Origin of the sequence: Oerskovia sp. USHLN155 (assembly GCF_037145535.1) — a bacterium.
Lineage (GTDB): Bacteria > Actinomycetota > Actinomycetes > Actinomycetales > Cellulomonadaceae > Oerskovia > Oerskovia rustica.
The window spans coordinates 108770-126945 of record NZ_JBBCXG010000007.1 but is presented as its reverse complement, the minus strand read 5'-3'; the positions used below and the strand labels follow the sequence as shown (position 1 = coordinate 126945).

At 71.9% G+C, this 18176-nt stretch carries 16 protein-coding genes; 2 read left to right on the top strand and 14 right to left on the bottom strand.

The window, feature by feature from the left end:
- The 14 genes from nuoL to WFH32_RS11560 all read right to left on the bottom strand — a co-directional run bounded on the left by nuoL (position 1) and on the right by WFH32_RS11560 (position 15801).
- Positions 1–2040: an NADH-quinone oxidoreductase subunit L gene (nuoL, locus tag WFH32_RS11625; RefSeq protein WP_336707526.1), complete on the bottom strand. Its 2040-nt coding sequence runs from the start codon at positions 2038–2040 to the stop codon at positions 1–3.
- Positions 2041–2050: 10 nt separating this feature from the next.
- Positions 2051–2350 carry an NADH-quinone oxidoreductase subunit NuoK gene (gene nuoK, locus WFH32_RS11620; protein ID WP_138825647.1) on the bottom strand — a complete coding sequence of 100 codons (300 nt, stop codon included), beginning with the start codon at positions 2348–2350 and terminating at the stop codon, positions 2051–2053.
- Between the two features lies 1 nt (position 2351).
- A complete protein-coding gene (locus WFH32_RS11615; protein ID WP_191796955.1) occupies positions 2352–3320 on the bottom strand; it encodes an NADH-quinone oxidoreductase subunit J in 969 nt (322 codons plus the stop codon).
- The gene (gene nuoI / locus WFH32_RS11610) at positions 3317–3985 is read right to left on the bottom strand and encodes an NADH-quinone oxidoreductase subunit NuoI (RefSeq protein WP_051703076.1); all 669 of its coding nucleotides are present in this window, start codon (positions 3983–3985) and stop codon (positions 3317–3319) included. Before nuoI ends, WFH32_RS11615 begins: the two co-directional genes overlap by 4 nt.
- A complete protein-coding gene (nuoH, locus tag WFH32_RS11605; RefSeq protein WP_336707523.1) occupies positions 3978–5429 on the bottom strand; it encodes an NADH-quinone oxidoreductase subunit NuoH in 1452 nt (483 codons plus the stop codon). Before nuoH ends, nuoI begins: the two co-directional genes overlap by 8 nt.
- The gene (locus WFH32_RS11600; RefSeq protein ID WP_191796953.1) at positions 5426–8179 is read right to left on the bottom strand and encodes an NADH-quinone oxidoreductase subunit G; all 2754 of its coding nucleotides are present in this window, start codon (positions 8177–8179) and stop codon (positions 5426–5428) included. The genes nuoH and WFH32_RS11600 overlap by 4 nt, the downstream gene beginning before the upstream one ends.
- A complete protein-coding gene (gene nuoF / locus WFH32_RS11595) occupies positions 8179–9513 on the bottom strand; it encodes an NADH-quinone oxidoreductase subunit NuoF (RefSeq protein ID WP_191796974.1) in 1335 nt (444 codons plus the stop codon). Before nuoF ends, WFH32_RS11600 begins: the two co-directional genes overlap by 1 nt.
- An 11-nt stretch (positions 9514–9524) precedes the next feature.
- Positions 9525–10364 carry an NADH-quinone oxidoreductase subunit NuoE gene (gene nuoE, locus WFH32_RS11590; protein WP_336707520.1) on the bottom strand — a complete coding sequence of 280 codons (840 nt, stop codon included), beginning with the start codon at positions 10362–10364 and terminating at the stop codon, positions 9525–9527.
- The gene (locus WFH32_RS11585) at positions 10361–11710 is read right to left on the bottom strand and encodes an NADH-quinone oxidoreductase subunit D (RefSeq protein WP_191796951.1); all 1350 of its coding nucleotides are present in this window, start codon (positions 11708–11710) and stop codon (positions 10361–10363) included. The genes nuoE and WFH32_RS11585 overlap by 4 nt, the downstream gene beginning before the upstream one ends.
- A complete protein-coding gene (locus tag WFH32_RS11580; protein WP_318244197.1) occupies positions 11707–12429 on the bottom strand; it encodes an NADH-quinone oxidoreductase subunit C in 723 nt (240 codons plus the stop codon). Before WFH32_RS11580 ends, WFH32_RS11585 begins: the two co-directional genes overlap by 4 nt.
- 71 nt (positions 12430–12500) lie before the next feature.
- Positions 12501–13052, bottom strand: coding sequence for a NuoB/complex I 20 kDa subunit family protein (locus WFH32_RS11575; RefSeq protein WP_138825659.1), 552 nt, complete (start codon positions 13050–13052; stop codon positions 12501–12503).
- A 25-nt stretch (positions 13053–13077) separates the two neighbouring features.
- Positions 13078–13440 carry an NADH-quinone oxidoreductase subunit A gene (locus tag WFH32_RS11570; protein WP_056649801.1) on the bottom strand — a complete coding sequence of 121 codons (363 nt, stop codon included), beginning with the start codon at positions 13438–13440 and terminating at the stop codon, positions 13078–13080.
- Positions 13441–13591: 151 nt separating this feature from the next.
- The gene (locus WFH32_RS11565; protein ID WP_336707519.1) at positions 13592–14893 is read right to left on the bottom strand and encodes a geranylgeranyl reductase family protein; all 1302 of its coding nucleotides are present in this window, start codon (positions 14891–14893) and stop codon (positions 13592–13594) included.
- 212 nt (positions 14894–15105) lie between these two features.
- Positions 15106–15801 (bottom strand): demethylmenaquinone methyltransferase, encoded by a 696-nt coding sequence (locus WFH32_RS11560; RefSeq protein ID WP_138825663.1) that lies wholly within the window; start codon positions 15799–15801, stop codon positions 15106–15108.
- A 33-nt stretch (positions 15802–15834) separates the two neighbouring features.
- Here WFH32_RS11560 and WFH32_RS11555 point away from each other — a divergent pair, with 33 nt between their 5' ends.
- Both WFH32_RS11555 and WFH32_RS11550 read left to right on the top strand, forming a co-directional pair.
- Positions 15835–17247, top strand: a complete 1413-nt coding sequence (locus WFH32_RS11555) for an isochorismate synthase (RefSeq protein WP_336707518.1) — start codon at positions 15835–15837, stop codon at positions 17245–17247.
- A gap of 167 nt (positions 17248–17414) precedes the next feature.
- Positions 17415–17957 (top strand): GNAT family N-acetyltransferase, encoded by a 543-nt coding sequence (locus tag WFH32_RS11550; protein ID WP_336707516.1) that lies wholly within the window; start codon positions 17415–17417, stop codon positions 17955–17957.
- Positions 17958–18176: the final 219 nt, after the last annotated feature.

The following is an 18176-nucleotide window of genomic DNA, read 5'->3' as shown; positions in this document are numbered from 1 at the left end:
TCAGCTCCCTGTTCCGGTGGTCACGGCGAGGACCACCGCGACGATCACGATCAGGCCGGCGAGCATCGTCGCCGCGTACGACCTGACGAATCCGTTCTGCATGCCGCGCAACTTCTCCCCTGTCGCGCCGACGAGGCCGGCAAGACCCATCCAGCCGCCGTCGACCATCTGCCGGTCCCCGTAGACGAGGGACCGCGTGAGGTACTGCCCGGGCCGCATGAACACGGCCTCGTTGACCTGGTCCTGGTAGAGGTCCTTGCGGGCCGCGCGGGTCAGGACCGAACCGTGCGGCGGGACGATCGGGACACGGGACACCGCGAACTGGCGCCAGGCCAGGAGCACGCCCAGCAGGACGAGGACCAGTGTCAGCGTGATGAGCGACCACACCGGCAGCACCGGTTCGGCGTGCTCGGCGTGTCCCGTCACGGGCGAGAGCCAGTCGACGAACACGTTGCCGATCGCGAGCAGCCCGCCCAGGGCCACAGAGCCCACCGCGAGGACGATCATGGGCGCCGTCATGAGGACGGGTGACTCGTGCGGATGCTGCACGGGCCCGTCGGTCGAGAGCGGCCCCGTGGGGCTGCCCGACCCGTCGTTCCAGCGCTTGTGCCCGTGGAACGTCATGAAGAACAGGCGCGACATGTAGAACGCCGTGATGCCCGCGCCCAGCAGCGCGACGCCGCCGAAGACCCACGCGCGCCACTCCTGACCGTCGATCGGCACGAACGCCGCCTCGATGATCTTGTCCTTCGACCAGAACCCGGAGAAGGGTGGGATCCCCAGGATCGCGAGCCACCCCAGGCCGAACGTGATCCACGTGACCTTCATGTACCTCGACAGCGCACCGAAGCGACGCATGTCGACCCCGTCGTCCATGCCGTGCATGACCGAGCCCGCGCCGAGGAACATCCCGGCCTTGAAGAAGCCGTGCGTCACGAGGTGGAAGATCGCGAACGCGTACCCGATGGGCCCCAGCCCGGCCGCGAGCATCATGTAGCCGATCTGCGACATGGTCGAGGCGGCCAGGACCTTCTTGATGTCGTCCTTGGCGCAGCCGACGATCGCCCCGAACAGGAGCGTGACCGCACCGACGAGGACCACGACGAGCTGCGCCGTCGGGGCTCCGTCGAAGATCGGCGCCGAGCGGACGACCAGGTAGACGCCCGCGGTGACCATGGTGGCCGCGTGGATGAGCGCCGAGACGGGTGTGGGGCCCGCCATGGCGTCACCGAGCCACGCCTGGAGCGGGAACTGCGCCGACTTGCCGCACGCGGCGACCAGGAGCGCGAGGGCGATCGCGGTCAGCAGGGCAGTGCCCGCCTCCGGGGCGTCGGCGAAGACCGTCGCGAAGTCGACCGCGCCGAAGCCCGCGAACATGAGCATGAGCGCGACGATCAGGCCGAGGTCGCCCACGCGGTTCATGATGAACGCCTTCTTGGCGGCCACGGCGTTGGCCCGCTCGTGGTTCCAGAACCCGATGAGCAGGTACGAGGCCAGGCCCACGCCCTCCCAGCCGACGAACAGCACGAGGTAGGAGTCCGCGAGGACCAGGACCAGCATGGCCGCGACGAACAGGTTGAGGTAGGCGAAGAACCGGCGCTTGTCCGTGTCGTGCTCCATGTACGCGACCGCGTAGACGTGGATGAGCGTGCCGACGAACGTCACGAGCAGCACGAACGTCATGGACAGCGGGTCGATCCGCAGGCCCACGCCCACGTCGAGCCCGCCCGCCGCGATCCAGTCGAAGAGCCGGTGGTCGACCACCCGCTCGTCGGCGGGCAGGCCCAGCATCGAGAAGAACACGACGAGTGCGACGACGAACGCGCCGCCCGACATGAGCACCCCGAACCACGCGCCCCAGCGGTCGCTGCGACGCCCCGCGAGCAGCAGGATCGCGGCCCCCAGGAGCGGCAGCAGGATCAGCAGCGGGGCCAGCAGGAACGGCCCGGGCACGACGGTCGAGGCCGGGACGATCTCCTGGGTCGGCAGCGAGGCCGGCACCAGGTGCGCGAGGGCAGGAAGCAGAGTCACCGTTGGCATGCCTGCCCTCTCAGTTCTTCAGCAGGTTGACGTCGTCGACCGAGGCCGAGCGGCGGGTACGGAAGATGGCCACGATGATCGCGAGCCCCACGACGACCTCGGCCGCGGCCACCACCATCACGAAGAAGGCGATGACCTGGCCGTGGAGGTCCCCGTGCATGCGGGCGAACGTCACGAACGTCAGGTTGGTGGCGTTGAGCATGAGCTCGATGCCCATGAAGACGATGATCGCGTTGCGTCGCAGCAGCACGGTCGTCGCGCCGATCGCGAAGAGGATCGCGGCGAGCACCAGGTAGTTGGTCAGCTCCATGTCAGCTCTCCTTCCCGTGCTCGGTCGTCGGCCCGGTCGTCGGCCCGGTCGCCGGATCGGTCGTCGGCCCGGTCGCCCCGGACGTGGTGTCGGTCGGGAACGCCCCGGGCACGGCCGCGGGCACCGGAGCCTCGCCCGACAGGTCCGCGGCGGCCTCCTCGTCGGTGGGCGCCGTGAGCTCGGGGAAGCGCCGGGCCGTCAGCTCGGGCTCGTGCTCGACGAGCACGGCCCGCTCCCTGGCGAGGATGTGACCCGCGGAGCGCTCCTGCCCACGGATGCGCAGGATGCGCGAGACGGAGTGCTCGATGGGCCGCCCCTGCGGGTCGAGCGCGGGGGTGTCCATCGCGTTGTTCTGCGCGTACACGCCCGGCGCCGGCAGGGGGGTCAGGAGCCCGCCCTCGGCGAGCGCCGCGACCTTGGCGTCGGAGATCTGCCGCTGCCCGACGCGCGGCACCAGCCGGCGCCGGTGCGTCAGGACGAGCGCCGCGATCGCCGCGGTCACGAGCAGGATGCCGACGACCTCGAGCGCGAACACGTAGTCGGCGAACAGGATGCGGGCGAGCGCGACCGGGTTGGACTCGGCGTTGGCCGCCGTGAGCCCCACCGAGGGCGGGAACGTCGCCTGCGCGATGACGCCCACCAGGATCGAGCCGAGGCCCAGCCCGAGCAGCACACCGATGACGCGCTGGCCGCGGATGGTCTCGACGAGCGAGTCCGACGCGTCGACGCCCACGAGCATGAGCACGAACAGGAAGAGCATCATGACGGCGCCCGTGTAGACCACGATCTGCACGACGCCCAGGAACGCCGCCTCCTGCGCGATGTAGAGGATCGCGAGGCTGATCATGACGAACACGACGCAGATCGCGGCGTGCACCGCCTTGCGGGCGAACAGCAGGCCGAGCGCGGCCAGCACCATGAGAGGGGCGAGGACCCAGAACAGGACGACCTCTCCCCCGCTGACGGTCACCGGACCACCTTCCGGACCTCGGGGCGCCGTGCGGCGGCGGGGTCCTCGACGGGCGGCAGGGTGGGGTCGTCGGGCCGGTGCTCGCGCACCCAGTCGATCTGCTCGGGCACGGGCCCGGTCACCTCTCCCCGGTAGTAGTCGGTGTCGGTCGTCCCGGGCACCATGGGGTGCGGGGCGGCGAGCATGCCCTCGCGCAGCGGCGCGAGGAGGTCTTCCTTCTCCCAGATGAGCCCTTCGCGGGTCGGTCCGGTGAGCTCGTACTCGTTGGTCATCGTCAGGGCCCGCGTGGGGCACGCCTCGATGCACAGCCCGCAGAAGATGCAGCGCAGGTAGTTGATCTGGTAGACGCTGCCGTACCGCTCGCCGGGCGAGCGGTGCGCGCCGTCGGGGAGCGCGGAGTTGTCCGCGCCCTCGACGTAGATCGCGTCCGCGGGGCACGCCCAGGCGCACAGCTCGCACCCGATGCACTTCTCGAGGCCGTCCTCGTACCGGTTGAGCTGGTGGCGACCGTGGTAGCGCGGCTTGGTCGGCACCTTCTCGAACGGGTACTGCTCGGTCACGGTCGGCTTGAACATCGAGGAGAACGTGACCCCGAATCCGGCGACGGGTGCGAGCAGCCCGCCGAGCCCCTTGCGCTGGGGGATCAACGACTCGTAGTCAGCCACGGGGGGCCTCCTCGTCCTGGGCGTCGGGAGCTGCGGGGCCGCCGCCGGGTGGCGGGCTGCCCTCGGGGACCAGGCGCCGGGCTCGGCGCGAGGCGCTGGGCAGGGACTGGCCGGGCAGCGGCGGGACGGGGAATCCGCCCGCGAAGGCGTCGAAGGGCTCGGGCGAGGCGGTGGCCGCCTTGCGGTAGGGCGAGGTGCCCGACGGCGTCGCTCCCCCGGCCTTGTCGGCTCCCCCTCCGGGGTCCTTGCGCGCGGGCCACAGGAAGATCGCGAGCAGCGCGACGGCGAACAGCGCGCCGGCGGCGATCAGGATCGTGCGGTTGTCGACGTCGCCGAAGCGGATCATGCCCTGGACGACCGCGAGCACGACGATCCAGGCGAGCGCGGCCGGGATGAGGATCTTCCAGCCGAACTTCATGAACTGGTCGTAGCGCAGGCGCAGGAGCGTCCCGCGGACCCACACGAACACGAACATGAAGGCCCAGACCTTGGCGAGGAACCAGAGGATGGGCCACCAGCCCTCGTTGAACATGCCGTCGTTGATCGCGGACAGCGGCCAGGGGGCGCGCCACCCGCCCAGGAAGAGCGTGGTCGCCACGGCCGAGACGTTGATCATGTTGATGTACTCGGCGAGGAAGAACCAGGCGAACTTCATGGACGAGTACTCGGTCATGTAGCCCGACACGAGCTCGCCCTCGGCCTCCGGGAGGTCGAACGGCAGGCGGTTGGTCTCACCGATCATCGCGATGATGTAGATGATGAAGCTCGGGATGAGGATGAGCGCCCACCAGACCCTCGTCTGGGAGTCGACGATCTCCGAGGTCGACATCGAGCCGGCCATGATGAAGACGCTGACCAGGGCGAGGCCCATCGCGAGCTCGTAGCTGATGACCTGGGCCGTCGAGCGGACCGCGCCGAGCAGCGGGTAGGTGGAGCCCGACGACCAGCCGCCGAGGACGATCCCGTACACGCCCACCGAGGCGCACGCCAGGATGTAGAGCACCGCGACCGGGAAGTCGGTGAGCTGCGCGGGCGTCGAGTAGTCGGTGAACGGGATCGTGACGTTCGGCCCGAACGGGATGACGGCGAACGTCAGCAGCGAGCAGAACACCGCGATCATGGGCGCCAGGATGTACACGAACTTGTCCGCCGCGGAGACCGTGAGGTCCTCCTTGAGCAGCAGCTTCATGGCGTCCGCGAGCGACTGGAGCAGGCCGAAGGGACCGTGCACGTTGGGTCCGGGGCGGACCTGCATGCGGGCCACGACCTTGCGCTCGAACCAGATCGCGATGAGCACGCTCGTGAGCAGGAACACGATGATGAGCACGGCCTTGACCAGGTAGGTCCAGCCGTTGTCCTGCGAGAAGTCGGCCTTGATCCCGGGCACGCCCGGGGTCTCGGAGACCAGGACCGCCCCGGAGACCAGGTTCAGCAGGCCTGTCATGATGCTCCCCCGTCGGTGCGCTGGGTGGGTTCTGCGGACTCCGCGGCCCGTGCGACGGACGCGGACCCGGCGGCGGGCTCGATGCGGACGAGCGTCCCCGGGGTGATCCCGAGGTCGCGGTGGACCTTCGACCCCTGCGAGCCGAGCGGGAGCCACACGACGTGCTCGACCATGTCGGTGATCACGACCGGCAGCTCGATCGACCCGCGGTCGGTCGAGACCCGCACGACGTCGCCCTCGAAGAGGTCGGCCGCAGCGGCGGTCGTCGCGGACAGCCGGGCGACGGGCCGCTTGGCGGTGCCGGCGAGGAACCGCTCGCCGTCCTGCCCGCGTCCGGCGTCCAGGAGCAGGCGCCACCCTGCGAGCACCGCGGTGCCCGGTGCGACGGCCGGCGGCTCGGCGGCGGGCTCGACGGGCGCCGCCGAGCGCTCGCCGTCCCAGGTGCCGAGCTGGTCGATCTCGTCCCGGACCTCGCCGAGCGTGCGGGTACCGAGCGAGACGCCCGCTGCGTCGGCGAGCGCGTCGAGGACGCGGTGGTCGGGCATCGCGGTCGTGGCGAGCGCGGCCTCGAAGGTCCGCACGCGGCCCTCCCAGCTCACGAACGCCCCGGCCTTCTCGACCGGTGGTGCCACGGGCAGGACCACGTCCGCGAGCTCCGTGACGTCCGAGGCGCGGACCTCGAGGGACACGACGAACCCGGCGGCGCCCAGCGCCCTGCGGGCGTGGTCGGGGTCGGGCAGGTCGTCGGTGTGCAGACCACCGACGAGCACGCCGTCGAGCTGGCCCACGGACAGGGCGTCGAGGATGCCGCTCGTGTCGCGGCCGGGCGCCTCCGGAAGGTGCTCGACACCCCAGGCGACGGACACGTCGACCCGCGCTGCGGCGTCGGGCACGGGGCGTCCGCCCGGGAGGAGACCCGGCAGCGTCCCTGCCTCGACCGCGCCGCGCTCCCCCGCCCGGCGGGGGACCCACGCGAGGCGTGCCCCGGTGCCCTCGGCGAGGCGCACGAGCGCCGAGTACCCGCCGGGCACCCCGGCGAGACGTTCGCCGACCAGGATCACGGCGCCGGGCTGCGCGAGCGCGTCCCGCAGGGCCGCGACCTCGGCGGGCTCGTCGACCGACTCGGGTACGTCGGGGCCTACGGCCCCGTCATGGCCGAACAGCGTCTGCGCGCCCGAGGCGAGCACCGTGAGCCACTCGGCCTCGGTGCCCGGAGCGGCCCGCAGCAGCGTGCCGTCGAGGCGCTGCACGCCCCGGCTCGCGAAGGGGGCGAGCGAGAAGACCCGCAGGCCCCGCTTCTGGACGCCCTTGCGCAGGCGCAGGAACGTGACGCCCGCCTCCTCCTCGGCCTCGAGGGCCACGAGGAGCACCGCGGGGGCCTTCTCGAGCTCGTCGAACGTCACGCCCAGGCCCGTGCCCGCGACGCGGTGGGCCAGGAAGTCGGCCTCCTCGGCCGAGTGCACGCGGGCGCGGTGGTCGACGTCGTTGGTGCCCAGGACGACGCGTGCGAACTTGCCGTACGCGTAGGCGTCCTCGACCGTCAGGCGACCACCGGGGAGCACCCCGACGCCACCCGCCGCGCGGGCCTGCGCGAGCCCGTCGGCCGCGACCTCGAGGGCCTCGGCCCAGCTCGCGGGGCGCAGCTCGCCGCGCGTGACCCGGCCCTCGGCGTCGACCTCGCGGTCGCGCACGAGCGGGTGGGTCAGTCGGTCCGGCGCGTCCTGCCAGTGGAACGCGAAGCGGTCCTTGTCGGTGATCCACTCCTCGTTGACGAGCGGGTCCTCGCCCGCCAGGCGTCGCAGCACCACGCCGCGGCGGTGGTCGACGCGGATCGCGGACCCGCAGGCGTCGTGCTCTCCCACGCCCGGGGTCGAGACCAGGTCGAAGGGCCGCGACCGGAACCGGTACGCGGCGCCCGTCAGCGCGCCCACCGGGCAGATCTGCACGGTGTTGCCGCTGAAGTAGGACGCGAACGGGCGACCCGACTCGTCCTCGAGCGCGGCCCCGACGGGGGCCTCGAAGCCGGACTGCGCGCCGTAGGGCAGTGCGCCCGCGGGGGCGGTCTGCTCGGTCTCACCGTCGGCGAAGCCCAGGACCCGCGCGTCGTAGCGGCCGATCTGCTGCTGCGCGCCGCGCTTCTGCAGGTCGATGAACGCGTCGCCTGCGATCTCCGCGGAGAACCGCGTGCAGCGCTGGCACAGGACACAGCGCTCGCGGTCGAGCAGGATCTCGGTCGAGATCGCGATGGGCTTGGGGAACGTGCGCTTGACGTCGACGAAGCGGCTCGTCGCGCGCCCGTTGCTCATGGCCTGGTTCTGCAGGGGGCACTCGCCGCCCTTGTCGCACACCGGGCAGTCGAGCGGGTGGTTGATGAGCAGGAGCTCCATGACGCCGTGCTGCGCCTTGTCGGCCACCGCGGACGTGTGCTGGGTCTTGACGACCATGCCGGGCGTCGCCTCGAGCGTGCACGAGGCCTGCGGCTTGGGCATGGGGCGGACGTTGCCCTCGCGGTCGGGGGTCGCGACCTCGACGAGGCACTGGCGGCACGCGCCCGCGGGGGCGAGCAGCGGGTGGTCGCAGAACCGCGGGATCTGGATGCCGACCTGCTCGGCGGCACGGATGACGAGGGTGCCCTTGGGCACGGCCATCTCGATGCCGTCGATCGTGAACGACACGTCGTCGGGGCGGGCGGGGGGCTTCGCGCCTCCCGCCGCGACCGCGCTCGACGGGCCGGGCGTCGTGGTCGTCATCAGTGCGCTCCTGCTGTCAGGGCCTGCGGGGCACGCCGGGGCGTGTAGTCGAACAGGGCCGCGGCCGACGGGTCGAACGGGCAGCCGCGCCCGGTGATGTGCGCCTCGAACTCCTCGCGGAACAGCGCGATGCTGCTCGTGACGGGCGAGGTGGCGCCGTCCCCGAGCGCGCAGAACGCGCGGCCGAGGATGTTGTCGCACGTGTCGAGCAGGACGTCGAGGTCGCCCTCGGTGCCGGAGCCCGTCTCGATGCGGCGCAGGATCTGCTTGAGCCAGTAGGTCCCCTCGCGGCACGGCGTGCACTTGCCGCACGACTCGTGCGCGTAGAAGTCCATCCACCGGCTCACGGCCCGCACCACGCACGTGGTCTCGTCGAAGATCTGCAGCGCGCGCGTGCCCAGCATGGAGCCCGCCGCCGCGACCGACTCGTAGTCGAGCGGGGTGTCGAGGTGCGCGTCGGTGAACAGCGGCGTCGAGGACCCGCCGGGAGTCCAGAACTTGAGGCGGTTGCCGCCGCGGATCCCGCCGGCCATGTCGAGGAGCTCGCGCAGCGTGACGCCGAGCGGCGCCTCGTACTGGCCCGGACGCACCACGTGGCCCGACAGGGAGAACAGCCCGTGGCCCGCCGAGCGCTCGGTGCCCATGCTCTTGAACCAGTCGGCGCCCTCGGTGACGATCGCCGGGACGCTCGCGACCGACTCGACGTTGTTGACCACGGTGGGCCTCGCGTACAGGCCCGCGACCGCGGGGAACGGGGGCTTGAGGCGCGGCTGGCCGCGCAGGCCCTCGAGCGAGTCGAGCAGCGCGGTCTCCTCGCCGCAGATGTACGCCCCGGCGCCCGCGTGGACCGTGACGTCGAGGTCGAAGCCCGAGCCCTGGATGTCCTTGCCCAGGTACCCGGCCGCGTAGGCCTCCTCGACGGCCCGCAGCAGGCGGCGGTACACGTGCAGGACCTCGCCGCGCACGTAGATGAACGCGTGGTCGCACCCGATCGCGTACGACGTGATGGCCACGCCCTCGATCAGGAGCTGGGGGCTCGCGAGCATGAGCGGGATGTCCTTGCAGGTCCCCGGTTCGGACTCGTCGGCGTTGACGACGAGGTAGCGGGGTCCGCCGTCGGGCGCGGGCAGGAAGCCCCACTTCATGCCCGTGGGGAACCCGGCGCCGCCTCGGCCGCGCAGGCCCGAGTCCTTGACGACCTGCACGACGTCCGCGGGCGGCTGTGCGAGGGCCTTCGCGAGGCCCTTCCAGCCGCCGCCGGCGACGTAGGCGTCGAGGGTCCAGGAGCGGTCCGCGTCCCAGGTCTCGCTGAGGATCGGGGTCAGCGGGTCGATCGTCTTCTCGCTCACGGCTGCTTCCCCTTCGAGGCGTCGGGCGTGGCGCCCGTGGCGTCGGCGGGCGTGGTGGGCCTGCGCTCGGCGCTGGACTGCTCCTGCCCGACGGCGGAGGCGCCCTCCGCGGCCGCCGCGCCCGCGTCCGTGGCCGACCCGTCGACCTGCTCCGGAGCCGCACCGGCGGGCGCGGTCCAGTCGTGCTCACGGGCCAGGCGGAGCCCGGCGAGCGTGGGCCCGCCGGCCCCGACGCCCTCGTCCGCGCGGCCGTCCGAGAACCCGGCGAGCACGCGGCTCATCTGCTTGAACGTGCAGACCGAGGCGGCGCCGCGCGTGGGGGCGACGTCCTCGCCCGCCCGGAGCCGGTCAGCCAGCTGCGTGGCGCCCGCGGGCGTCTGGTTGTCGAAGAACTCCCAGTTGACCATCACGACGGGTGCGTAGTCGCACGCCGCGTTGCACTCGACCCGCTCGAGGGTGATGGCCCCGTCGTCGGTCGTCTCGTCGTGCCCGACGCCCAGGTGCTCCGAGAGCTCGTCGAAGATCTCGTCGCCGCCCATGATCGCGCACAGCGTGTTGGTGCACACGCCCACGGTGTACGTCCCGTTGGGGTGGCGCTTGTACTGCGTGTAGAAGGTCGCGACGGCCGACACCTCGGCGGCCGTGATGCCGAGCTGCTCGGCGCAGAACGCGATGCCGTCGCGCGAGACGTAGCCGTCCTCCGACTGCACCAGGTGCAGCATGGGCAGCAGCGCGGACCTCTTCTCCGGGTACCGGGCGACGATCGCCGCGGTGTCCGTGGCGAGACGCGCGTACGTCGCCTCGTCGTATCCGGACCTGTGAGCCTCGAGCGTCATCGGTCCACCCCTCCCAGCACCGGGTCGAGCGAGGCGACCGCGACGACGACGTCGGCGACCTGGCCGCCCTCGCACATCACGGCGACCGCCTGCAGGTTGTTGAACGAAGGATCACGGAAGTGGGCCCGGTAGGGGCGCGTGCCGCCGTCGGACACCAGGTGCACGCCGAGCTCGCCACGAGGGTGCTCGACCGACTGGAACACCTGGCCGACCGGGACCCGGAAACCCTCGGTGACCAGCTTGAAGTGGTGGATCAGGGCCTCCATCGAGGTGCCCATGATCTCGCGGATGTGGTCGAGCGAGTTGCCCTGGCCGTCCGCGCCGACCGCGAGCTGAGCGGGCCACGCGATCTTCTTGTCGGCGACCATGACGGGCTGACCCGCCGTGGCCTCGAGGCGTTCGAGGCACTGCTCGACGATGCGCAGCGACTGGTAGCACTCCTCGAGGCGCAGCACGACCCGCGAGTAGCAGTCGGCCTCGTCCGAGGTGGGGACGTCGAAGTCGTAGGTCTCGTAGCCGCAGTACGGGGCGGCCTTGCGCACGTCGTACGGCAGGCCCGTCGAGCGCAGCACCGGGCCCGTGATCGCGAGCGCCATGCAGCCCGAGAGGTTGAGGTGCCCGACGCCCTGGAGGCGCCCCTTGAAGATCGGGTTGGCGAGCATGAGGTCGCCGAGCTGACCGAGGTAGCCGCGGATCAGCGGGTCGGCCTTGCGGATCTGCGCCACGACGTCCGGCGGGACGTCCTGCGCCACGCCGCCCGGACGCACGTACGCGTGGTTCATGCGCAGGCCCGTGACGGCCTCGAAGACCCGCAGGATCTCCTCTCGCGCCGTGAAGGAGATGGTCATGACGGTCGTCGCGCCCATCTCGTTGCCGCCCGTGCCCAGGCAGACCAGGTGGGAGGCGATCCGGTTGAGCTCCATCATGAGGACGCGGATGATGCTCGCGCGCTCGGGCACGTCGTCCGTGATCCCGAGGAGCTTCTCGACCGCGAGGCAGTACGCCGTCTCCTGGAACAGGGGGGCGAGGTAGTCCATGCGGGTGCAGAACGTGACCCCCTGGGTCCAGGTCCTGTACTCCATGTTCTTCTCGATGCCCGTGTGCAGGTAGCCGACGCCGCAGCGGGCCTCGGTGACCGTCTCGCCGTCGATCTCGAGCATGAGCCGCAGCACGCCGTGCGTGGACGGGTGCTGGGGGCCCATGTTGACGACGATGCGTTCCTCGCCGAGCTGGGTGGCCTCGGCGGCGATGTCCGCCCAGTCCCCGCCCGCAGCCTCGTAGCTGGGGATGCTCGGGTCGAAGTCCCCGTACGGCGCCTTCGTGGCGTGGGGGGTGGAAGTGCTCACGAGTACGACCTCCTCTGGTCCGGCGGGGGCACCGTGGCGCCCTTGTACTCGACCGGGATGCCGCCGAGCGGGTAGTCCTTGCGCTGCGGGTGGCCGGGCCAGTCGTCGGGCATCTCGATGCGGGCGAGGGCCGGGTGGCCGTCGAACACGATGCCGAAGAAGTCCCACGTCTCGCGCTCGTGCCAGTCGTTGGACGGGTAGACCGACGTGGTCGACGGGATGTGCGGGTCCGCGTCCGGGACGGAGACCTCGAGGCGCAGGCTGCGCCCGTGGGTCACCGACGTCAGGTGGTAGACGGCGTGCAGCTCGCGGCCCACGTCGTGCGGGTAGTGCACGCCGCTCACGCCCATGCTCAGCTCGAAGCGCAGGTCCTGCTCGTCGCGCAGCGCGCGGGCGACCGTCACGACGTGGTCGCGGCGCACGTGCAGCGTGAGCTCGGCGTGGCGCCCCGGAGGGTCCACCACGACCTGCTCGACCGCGTCCTCGAACCGCACGCCGCCCTCGGCGAGGACCTCGGTCAGGACGTCGACGGCCTCGTCGAACCAGCCGCCGTACGGGCGCGCGCTCGGCCCGGGCAGCACCACGGGCCGCACGAGCCCGCCGTACCCGGAGGTGTCGCCCGAGCCCTTGGCCCCGAACATGCCCGTGCGGACCTCGACGACCTCGAGCGGCTCGCGGCCGCCCGCCTCGGGTCCCGCCACGAGCTCGTCGCCGGGCACGTCTCCCTTGGCGACCTTCTCGCGTGCGACGTCGTCGGCCGGACGACCGCCCGGTCCGTCGTTGGTGCTCGTCACCGCAGCAGTCCCTTCATCTGGAACGTCGGGGTCGCCTCGAGCGCCGCGGCCTCGGCGGCCTTGGCCGCCTCGCGCCGGTTCACACCGAGCGGCTCGGCCTGGATCTGGTCGTGCAGCGCGAGGATCGCGTTGATGAGCATCTCCGGGCGCGGCGGGCAGCCGGGCAGGTAGATGTCCACCGGCACGATGTGGTCGACGCCCTGGACGATCGCGTAGTTGTTGAACATTCCGCCGCTCGACGCGCACACGCCCATCGACAGCACCCACTTGGGCTCGGACATCTGGTCGTAGACCTGGCGCACCACCGGCGCCATCTTCTGGCTCACGCGACCTGCGACGATCATCAGGTCGGCCTGCCGCGGCGACGCGCGGAAGACCTCCATGCCGAAGCGGGACAGGTCGTAGCGCGACGCGCCGGCCGCCATCATCTCGATGGCGCAGCACGCCAGGCCGAACGTCACCGGCCACAGCGACGCCTTGCGGAAGTACCCCGCGAGGTTCTCCACGCTCGTGAGCAAGAAGCCCGAGGGAGCTTCCTCGATCCCCATCTGCGTTCTCCCTAACTGGTTCCGGCTAGTCCCACTCGAACCCGCCACGGCGCCATTCGTAGACGAACGGCACGGTGATCAGGGCGAGGAAGCTCAGCATGGCGACGAGCCCGAAGGTGGCAAGGACCGTGAAGTCCACCGCCCACGGGTAGAGGAAGACCACCTCGATGTCGAAGATGATGAAGGTCATCGCGACGAGGTAGTACTTGATCGGGAAGCGCCCTCCGCCGATCGCGTGCGGAGTGGGCTCGATGCCGCACTCGTAGGCGTCGAGCTTGGCGCGGTTGTACCGCTTGGGGCCGATCACGGCGCTCGCGGCGACTCCGCCGAGAGCGAGGACGGCGCCGATACCCATCAGGACGAGGACGGGCACGTACGGGTTGGTCATCGGTCTGCTCTCCGGGGGGTGCGCGGGGGCGTGTCGAGAGTGCTGCCGGCGGGCGACCGCGTGAGACGGCGGGGGCCCGGGTCCGAGGGGGGTGAGGGTGGTGACTGCAGGTACAGCGAGGACGGCGTCGTTGCCGTCGCACCGAGGACTCTCATGCCGATGGCACCACCCTCGTCAGGCCTGCGATGACGCGGTCGACGACGTCGCCACCGCGGGGTTCGTAACAGTCGGACAGCAGCTTGAGGACGAAGCGCATGACGAGCGGTCGAGGCAGCCCGTACTTGGTGCACAGCCGCATGATCTCGGGGTGCTCGATGAGCCGCACGAAGTACCGGCCGAGCGTGTAGTAGCCCCCCAGGTCCCGGCGCATGATCTCGGGGTAGGTCGCGAGCGTGCGCTCGCGGGCAGCGTCGGTGCTGCGGGCCCGGGACTGCGCGACGACGTCCGCGGCGACGCGCGCGGCCTGCATCGCGTACGCGATGCCCTCGCCGTTGAAGGGGCTGACCATGCCGCCCGAGTCACCCACGAGCACGACGCCGCGCGAGTAGAGCGGCTTGCGGTTGAAGCCCATGGGCAGCGCGGCGCCGCGCACGGGGCCGAGCTGGTTCTCCGGCGTGAACTCCCACTCGGCGGGGGCGTTGGCCATCCACCTGGCGAACAGGTCCTTGTAGTCCACGTTCGCGGCGGACTGGCGGGCGGGGGTCGAGTTGACCGACCCGAGGCCGACGTTCGCGGTGCCGTCGCCGAGCGCGAAGATCCAGCCGTAGCCGGGGAGCAGGTTCGACCTCCCGGCCGGCCCGTCCCACAGCTCGAGGTGCGACTCCATCCAGGCGTCGTCGTGCCGCGGGGTCTTGAAGTAGGTGCGGACGGCGACCCCCATGGGCCGGTCCTGGCGCTTCTCGAGGCCGAGCGCGAGCGCGAAGCGGGACGAGACGCCGTCGGCCGCGATGACGACCGGGGCGCGCAGCTCGTACTCGTCGCCCGCGCGGCGACCGTTCTCGTCGAGGGGGCGTGCCGTGACGCCCACGACCCGGCCGGTGCGCTCATCGAGGATCGGGCCGGTCACGTTGGTGCGCTCGAGGAGCTTGGCGCCCGTGCGCTGGGCGTGCTCGGCGAGGGTCTGGTCGAGGTTCATGCGGGAGCGGGCGAGCCCGTAGGAGGGGTACGCCTTGAGCTCGGGCCAGGGCAGCTCCCACCGGCGACCGCTCGCGACGACGCGCAGGCCCTTGTTGCGGATCCAGCCGTCCTCGGCGCGCGTGGGGACCCCCATGCGGACGAGCTCTCCCACGGCGCGCGGCGTGAGGCCGTCGCCGCAGATCTTGTCCCGGGGGAAGGAGGCCTTCTCGAGGAGGAGGACGCTCAGTCCGGCGGCGGCGCAGTAGTGGGCCGCGGTGGCACCTGCAGGGCCCGCACCCACGATGATGACGTCCGCGTCGTCGGTCCTGTCACGCACGTTCTCACCTCGATCCGCCCTCGGGCATGCCTCAGTAACACCCTTGTGAAGTCGCTCACAATGGACATCGCCACTCTAGCCACACATGCTCGCGATTGTGTAGCAAGGCAACCCTTCGTTGCGCGACGAACACCCTGCTCGCAGGGGCAGGAGGGCAGCACGGAGCGAGGCGCGACCCGCGTGTCGGGGCGCACCTCGCTCGGTGTGGCGTGTCAGGCGGGGCGGATCCCGCGGTGCAGCGCGACGAGGCCGCCGCTGAGGTTCCGGTACGCGACACCCTCCCAGCCGGCGTCGAGCATGAGGTGCGCGAGCTCGGGCTGCGTGGGCCAGGTCTTGATGGACTCGACGAGGTACTCGTAGGAGCCCTTCTCCTTGGTCACGGCCCCCGCCACGACCGGCAGCATCCGCATGAAGACGTCGGTGTAGAGCACGCGGAACGGCTTCCACGTCGGCTCGGAGAACTCGCACACGACCAGGCGCCCGCCCGGGCGTGTCACGCGCAGCATCTCGCGCAGGGCGGCGCTCGTGTCCACGACGTTGCGCAGACCGAACGAGATCGTCACGGCGTCGAACGAGGCGTCGGCGAAGGGCAGCGCCGTGGCGTCCCCCGCGACGAAGGGCATGTCGGGGCGTCGGCGCTTGCCGACCTGGAGCATGCCGACCGAGAAGTCGCACGGCACGACCTCGACGCCCTCGTCCGCGAACGGCTCGCTCGACGTGCCCGTCCCGGCCGCGAGGTCCAGGACACGCTCACCCGGCAGCGCCGCGACGGCGTCGACCGTGTGCTTGCGCCACCGCCGGTCCTGCCCCAGGGAGATGAGGTCGTTCGTGAGGTCGTAGCGACGGGCGATCCCGTCGAACATGGAGGCGACCTCGGTGGGCTTCTTGTCCAGGCTGGCTCGCGACATGCCGCCCATCGTTTCACGCCTACGCTGGAGACGATGACTGAGCACTCCCACCTCCCGGCAGGCCCCGACGACCTCGGCACCGCCCCGGCAGGGTCCCCCCGCACCGGCTCCCCCGGCTCCCCCGCCGTCCCTCGCCTCGTCGTGCGCACGACGAGGCTGCCCGACGGGCTGCCGGACGACCTCACGGCCCTGACAGACCTCCTGCCCGACGCCCGGCCGCTCGCCTGGGTGCGGCGCGGCGACGGCATCGTCGGCTGGGGCGAGACCCTGCGGCTCGAGGCCTGGGGGCCCGGCCGCTTCGCCGACGCCGAGGCCGCGTGGCAGGAGGTCCTGGGTGCGGCCGTCGTGCACGACGACGTGTCCCTGCCCGGCAGCGGGCTCGTCGCGTTCGGGTCGTTCGCGTTCGACGACGCGTCCGGCACCACGGGGGACGCCCGCCCGGGCGGCACGATCCTGGTCCCGCGCGTCGTCGTCGGTCGCAGGGGCGGTCCCGGAGGCACGGCGTGGGTCACGAGCATCTCGGAGGGCGACGCCCTGCCCGACGACGTCGCGTCCGTCCTCGACCCGGCCCACCGCACGCCCGTGGCCGCACCCGGCCGCGTGACCACGGTCGACGGCTCGCTCAGCGCGGACGACTGGACCGCGGTCGTCGCCGAGGGCGTCGAGCGCATCCGCCGGGGCGACCTCGAGAAGGTCGTGCTCGCACGGGACGTGGTCGCGACCGCCGAGCACCCCGTGGACCCCCGCTGGATGCTCGGACGTCTCGCGACCGCGTACGACGCGTGCTGGACGTTCTCGGTCGACGGCATGGTCGGCGCGACCCCCGAGCTGCTCGTGCGCAGCGAGAAGGGCCTCGTGACCTCGCGCGTCCTGGCCGGGACGATCCGCCGGTCGGGCGGGGCCGAGGCCGACGACGACTCGCTGCTGCGCGCCGCCCACCTGGCCCGCTCGTCCAAGGACCTCGAGGAGCACGAGTACGCGGTCGCGTCGGTGGCCGACGCGCTCGCACCCTTCTGCTCGTCGATGAACGTCCCCGACGCGCCGTTCGTGCTGCACCTGCCCAACGTGCTGCACCTGGCCTCCGACGTCACGGGGGTCCTCGTGGCCGGGGCCGACGGGCGACCGGCACCCACGAGCCTGGCGCTCGCGGCCGCGCTGCACCCCTCGGCCGCGGTGTGCGGGACGCCGACCCTCGCGGCTCGTGACCTCATCCGCGAGATCGAGGGCATGGACCGTGCTCGCTACGCCGCCCCCGTGGGCTGGTTCGGCGCGGACGGCGACGGCGAGTGGGGCATCGCGCTGCGCTCGGCCGAGCTGTCCTCCCGGGACCCGCACCACGTGCGTCTCTTCGCGGGCTGCGGCATCGTCGCGGCCTCCGACCCTGCGGCCGAGCTCGCGGAGTCCGAGGCCAAGCTCGAACCCATGCGGTACGCGCTCGGGGAGTGAGACGGGCGTCCGCACGCTGGACGCGTAGCCACCGCTGGAACGGCGCCAGGACGCCGGACTCCACCCGTGGTTTCGTGAAGTACGCGACGAATGGACCGTTCGACGGACACGTCCCGGAAGTGTTCGGTTCCGCCTGTTAAGTTCACCCGGTGACCGATGCGACGACGATGACTCTGGCCCCCACGCAAAGCGACGTCGCCGTACGCCGCGCCACGACCGCAGACCGCGAGGACCTCTGGCTCCTCGTCGTCCGCCTCCAGCCGGACGCACCGGACCGGGCCACGCACGACCGCGTCGTCGGGCCCCTGCTGCGGGCGCTCGACACCTTGCTGCTGGTCGCCGAGGACACGACCGGCGTCGTCGGCTACCTCCTGGCCAGCCAGCGCCTGACGTTCACGGCCAACGGCGCGGTCGTCGAGATCGACGAGATCGCGGTCGACCCCGCCGCCGACCGTACGACCGTCGCCGGTCAGCTCGTCGCCGCCGTCGAGGCCTGGGGCCAGGAGTTCCGCGCGACGCGCGTGACGCTCGCCGACGTCCTGCCCCGCGACGTGGCCGACGGGCTCGGGTACACGACCACCGAGGTGCGGTCCACCAAGACTCTCGCGCTGCTCGACGCCGACCCCGTCCTCACGTCTCCGTGGGACGGGCCGGCCGTGCCCGCCCAGCCCACCCCGGACGACGAGGCGCTGCCGGTCCGCGACCAGTAGGCCTGGAGCAGCCCGGCCCCGCCGAGTCTCAGGGCCCGCGCGGCCCGGCCCCGGACGCGACGATGCCCCGGTCCGTACGGCGAACCGTACGGACCGGGGCATCCGAGGGGCACCCGCAGGGGAACAGGGCCTCACCTCGGTGGTCCCGCCGGTCGACAGGGGGGAACGCGGACCGGGGGACGGTCGAAGGACCGCAGTGGCGTCGGCCGACGGCGGGCA